The sequence below is a fragment of the Streptomyces sp. NPDC032822 genome (assembly GCF_055578825.1).
Genome location: NZ_JBVIOL010000053.1, coordinates 1 through 3,587, shown reverse-complemented (window position 1 = coordinate 3,587; position 3,587 = coordinate 1). Strand labels below are relative to the sequence as shown.

3 protein-coding genes are annotated in these 3,587 nt (G+C 71.0%); all 3 read right to left on the bottom strand.

Features of this window, described 5'->3' with window-relative positions; genetic code table 11:
- Positions 1-1,642, bottom strand: a 1,642-nt coding sequence (gene glgB, locus ACZ5VD_RS43875) for a 1,4-alpha-glucan branching enzyme (protein ID WP_468686084.1), incomplete at its 3' end; no start/stop codon positions are given.
- Positions 1,643-1,644: 2 nt separating this feature from the next.
- Entirely contained in the window at positions 1,645-3,006 is a 1,362-nt protein-coding gene (locus tag ACZ5VD_RS43870; RefSeq protein WP_468686082.1) for a maltokinase N-terminal cap-like domain-containing protein, read from the bottom strand.
- A 47-nt stretch (positions 3,007-3,053) separates the two neighbouring features.
- On the bottom strand, positions 3,054-3,587 hold a 534-nt coding region (locus ACZ5VD_RS43865; protein WP_468555349.1), incomplete at its 5' end, for an alpha-glucosidase C-terminal domain-containing protein.

The following is a 3,587-nucleotide window of genomic DNA, read 5'->3' as shown; positions in this document are numbered from 1 at the left end:
ACACCAGGGACCGTTTGCCGTGGACGACCTCGTCGTGGGAGATCGGCAGGACGTAGTTCTCGCTGTACGCGTAGACCATCGAGAAGGTCATCTCGCCGTGGTGGTACTTGCGGTGGACCGGCTCGTGGCTCACGTAGTCCAGCGAGTCGTGCATCCAGCCCATGTTCCACTTCAGGCCGAAGCCGAGGCCGCCCGTGTCGGTCGGGCGGGTCACGCCGTCCCAGGCCGTCGACTCCTCGGCGATCGTCACCACGCCCGGCACCCGCCGGTAGACCGTCGCGTTCATCTCCTTCAGGAAAGCCACCGCGTCGAGGTCCTCGCGGCCCCCGAACACGTTCGGCGTCCACTGTCCCGAGTCGCGCGAGTAGTCGAGGTAGAGCATCGAGGCGACGGCGTCCACGCGGAGCCCGTCGATGTGGAACTCCTCGCACCAGTACACCGCGTTGGCGACCAGGAAGTTGCGCACCTCGACCCGCCCGAGGTCGAACTCGTACGTCCCCCAGTCCGGATGCTCGGCCCGCCGGTCGTCCCCCGGCTCGTAGAGGGGCTCCCCGTCGAAGCGGGCCAGCGCCCAGTCGTCCTTCGGGAAGTGGGCCGGCACCCAGTCCATGATCACGCCGATCCCGGCGCGGTGCAGGGCGTCGACCAGGTACCTGAAGTCGTCGGGGGTGCCGAGCCGGGCGGTGGGCGCGTAGAAACCGGTGACCTGGTAGCCCCAGGAAGGGCCGAAGGGATGCTCGGTCACCGGCATCAGCTCGACATGGGTGAAGCCCAGATCCCTGACGTACGCGGGCAGCTCCTCAGCAAGTTGACGGTACGTCAGTCCCTTTCGCCAGGACGGCAGATGGACCTCGTACACCGAGAACGGCGCCTCGTGCACCGGCACATCGCCGCGCCCGGCCATCCACTCCGCATCGCTCCACTCGTAGTGGGAGGAGGTGACGACGGACGCCGTGTTCGGCGGGACCTCGGTGCGCCGGGCCATCGGGTCGGCCTTGAGGAACCGGCCGCCGTGCCGGGAGGTGATCTCGAACTTGTAGCGCGCGCCCTCGCCGACGCCCGGCAGGAACAGCTCCCACACCCCGGACGAACCCAGCGACCGCATGGGAAAGGCCCGCCCGTCCCAGAAGGTGAACTCCCCTGCGACCCGCACCCCTTGGGCGTTCGGCGCCCACACCGTGAAGCGGGTGCCGGTCACGCCCTCGTGGGTCATCGGCTCGGCACCGAGCGCCGTCCACAGCTGCTCGTGCCGGCCCTCGCCGATGAGATGCAGGTCGGTCTCGCCGAGCGCGGGCAGGAAGCGGTACGGGTCGTCCACCTCCTGTGTCCCTTCCGCGTACACCACCAGCAGCGTGTACGCGGGGATCGCGTCGAGCGGAAGCACACCGGAGAAGAGACCGTCGCCCTCCGAGACCAGTTCGCTGGGCTCGCCGTCGACCACGACACCCACCGCACGGGCGAACGGGCGCAGCGCCCGGAACACGATCCCGCCCGGCACCCGGTGGGCGCCCAGCAGCGCGTGCGGGTCGTGGTGGGCGCCCGACAACAGGCGGTCGCGCTCGGCGGGATCGAGGGGCGGGGCCGTACCGCACCGAGCAGGTCCGGAGGGCTCGGGCAGCGAAGGGTCGTCGCGCAGGGCCACGGTCAGTCTCCTCTCACGGCGAGACGTTCGATCGCCGCCATGGGTACCGGGAGCCAGTCCGGACGGTGTCTGGCCTCGTACAGCACTTCGTACACGGCACGGTCGGTCTCGTAGGCGCGCAGCAGACCGTGCTTCTTGCGTGGATCCCAGCCGGCGCGGGCGGCATACCCCGCGCAGAACGCCTCCCGGCAGCGGAGCGCCCATTCCGGACGCCATGGACGGCGCTGCCGGGCCGCGTAGTCGAAGGAACGCAGCATGCCGGCGATGTCCCGCACCGGCGAGTGGGCACTGCGCCGCTCGGCGAGCGGCCGGGACGGCTCGCCCTCGAAGTCGATGACGAACCACTCCCGGCCCGCCCGCAGCACCTGGCCCAGATGCAGGTCGCCGTGGATGCGCTGGGCCCGCGGTCCGGTGTCGCAGGTGGCGAGCGCGCCGAAAGCGGCCCGCAGACCCGGCACGAAGGGCTTGAGCGCCGGCACGCAGTGTGCTGCGGAGTCCAGCCGCTCGGTCATCGCCGCCGCCGTACGGCCGTTCTCGCCCTGGGTGCCGGCGGGGAGGGCCGCGGCCAGCGCGAGATGCACCTCGGCCGTGGCCTGCCCCAACTCGCAGGCCTGCGTGGTGAAGTCGGCGCCGGTGGCGAGCGCGCCCAGCGCCAGCGTCCAGCCGTCCGAGGCGTCGCGGAGATACGGCTGGAGCACCCCCAGCGTCGCCTCCTGCGGCTGCGTCGTGCGGAACCAGGCCACGGGCGCGGGCACCCGCCGGCAGCCCTGCCCGGCCAGCGCGCCGGGCACCTCCAGGTCCGGGTTGACCCCGGGCTGGATACGCCGGAACAGCTTCAGGATGTACGCGTCGCCGTACACCAGCGAGGAGTTGGACTGTTCGGCGTCCAGCAGGCGCGGTGGCAGCCCGGCGGGTACCGCCGCGGACGGATCGCACTCGAAGCGCAACGGACCGGCCGAGCCCGGGTGCCGCAACCGCTCCAGGAGGAGCTGCGCCGACCGGGGGTCGTGCAGCGCGTCGTACACCGTCATCCCGGCGAACGGGCCCCGCTCCGCACGGCCGATGAGCGCCCGGCCGAGCCGCGGCGACAGATGCTGCCGCACGCCGAGCAGCAACTGGTAGCAGTCACCGGCCGACGCGCCACCGCCGGGCGCCGGCACGGGGGCGTGGCCGGTCTGCACCAGCAGGTGCAGACAGCCCGGGAACAGCTCGGTCATCGACAGCAGGGTCAGGTCGGTGACGGGCCGGTCCTTGCCCGCGAACCAGCGCTGGCGGGGCAGCCAGTCGCGCAACAGGCCGCCGAGTGACTCCATCGGGTCGGTGACGAGCGGACGTCTGGGGCGGAGGAAGGCGGTGTTCGGCATGGTGACGCGTCCTTTCGTCGGCACATGTTCGGAGTCTCGGCACACGCTCAGAGTCGTCGACCGATGGGGGATGCGTCCGGGGAGAGCCGGAACCAGTAGAAGCCGTGGCCGCCGAGGGTCAGCAGATACGGCAGTTCACCGATGGCCGGGAAACGGACCCCGCCGAACAGCTCGACCGGGTGGCGCCCTTCGAACTCCCGCAGATCGAGTTCCGTGGGCTGTGCGAACCGGGCGAAGTTGTGCACGCACAGCACGAGGTCGTCCTCGTACTCCCGCAGGAACGCGATCACCGCCGGGTTGGAGGACTGCAGTTCCGTGAAGGTACCGAGCCCGAACGCGGGGTTCTGCTTGCGGATCTCGATCATGCGGCGGGTCCAGTGCAGCAGCGAGGAGGGCGACGCCATCGACGCCTCGACGTTGGTGACCTGGTGGCCGTACACGGGGTCCATGATGGTCGGCAGACACAGACGGCCGGGATCCGCCGTGGAGAAGCCGGCGTTGCGGTCGGGGGTCCACTGCATGGGTGTGCGGACGGCGTCGCGGTCGCCGAGCCAGATGTTGTCGCCCATGCCGATCTCGTC

What these genes read in the sequence shown, in the direction of transcription:
- ACZ5VD_RS43870 (WP_468686082.1), bottom strand. Translation starts at nt 3,006, where the DNA reads ATGCCGAACACCGCCTTCCTCCGCCCCAGACGTCCGCTCGTCACCGAC.